The 1,326-nt window shown below is 77.6% G+C and carries 1 protein-coding gene; it reads right to left on the reverse strand.

The genetic code is table 11. The features are described 5' to 3' along the window. A partial coding sequence (locus tag ACWGH4_RS35105) for an acyltransferase domain-containing protein (RefSeq protein WP_453467966.1) occupies nt 1-1,326 on the reverse strand: 1,326 nt, incomplete at both ends.

Genomic DNA, 1,326 nt, shown 5'->3' on the forward strand with positions numbered 1-1,326 from the left:
GCCCTGGACGGTCTCGAACCCGGCGCCCGCCATCGCCATCGCGCCGCGCCCCATGACCCGGCGCAGCAGGACGGAGCGGCGGCAGATCAGCCGGGCGGCGTCCGCCGCGCCGAGCACCCCGGCGCTGACCGCGGCCGCGATCTCGCCGACCGAGTGGCCCACCACGGCGGCCGGCGTCAGGCCCTTGGAGCGCAGCAGGGCGTCCAGGGCGACCTGCACCACGAAGATCATCGGCTGGACGTGGTCGGTCCCGCCCAGCGGCCCCTCGCTCAGCACCCGCCGCGGCGAGATGCCGAGCTCCTCGGCGAAGACAGGCTCCAGCCGGTCGACCGCCGCGGCGAACACCGGCTCGGTGGCCAGCAGTTCGCGGCCCATGCCCTCCCACTGCGAGCCGTGCCCGGAGAACACCCACACCGCGCCGCCCCCGCCACCGGGCAGGACCTGGCCCGCGACCGCGGCCGGCGCGGTGCCGCCCTCGGCGATCACCTCGAGCGCCGCGGCGAGCCCGCCGTGATCCTGCGCGACGGCCGCGGCCCGGTGCACGGCATGGCTGCGGCGGGCCATCAGCGTGTGCGCGACACCGTCCAGGGGCGCGCCGGCGCCCTCGCCCCGCAGCCAAACCGCGAGCGAGGCGGCCTGCGCCCGCACATCGTCCCCGGACGCCCCGGACACCACGAACAGCCCCGGACCCGCCGCATCGCCCGAGCCCTCGGTGGCATCCGCGGCCGCGTTCCCGGCCGCCGCGCCCGTCCCCGTACCGGCCGCCGCGCCCGTCCCCGTACCGGCCGTGGCGGTGTCCGCCGTGGCCGGGGCCTGTTCCAGTACCACGTGGCCGACGGTGCCTCCGTAGCCGAAGCCGGACACCCCGGCCCGCCGTACCGTGTCCTGCGCGGGCCAGGGCACCGGCTCCGTGGGCACGGCCAGCCCCGAGGCGGCCCAGTCGATGTCGGGGTTGAGCTCATGGACGTTCGCGGTCGGCGGGATCACACCGTGCTGGAGCGCCAGCACGGCCTTGATCACCCCGGCGACCCCGGCGCCCGCCTCCAGATGCCCGATGTTGGCCTTCACCGACCCGATCAGGCACGGCCGCTCCGCGGCCCGTCCGGCCCCGAACACCCGGGCCAGCGCGCCCACTTCCACCGGATCGCCCACCCGGGTCCCGGTGCCGTGCGCCTCCACGAAGGACACCGACAGCGCCTCGACGCCGCCCTGTTCGAGCGCGGCCCGCACCACCCGCTCCTGCGCGGCGCCGCTGGGCGCCATGATCCCGTTCGTGCGGCCGTCCTGCGCCAGCGCGCTGCCGCGGATCACGGCCCGTACCGGGTC

This window comes from Streptomyces sp. NPDC054847 (genome assembly GCF_053610925.1).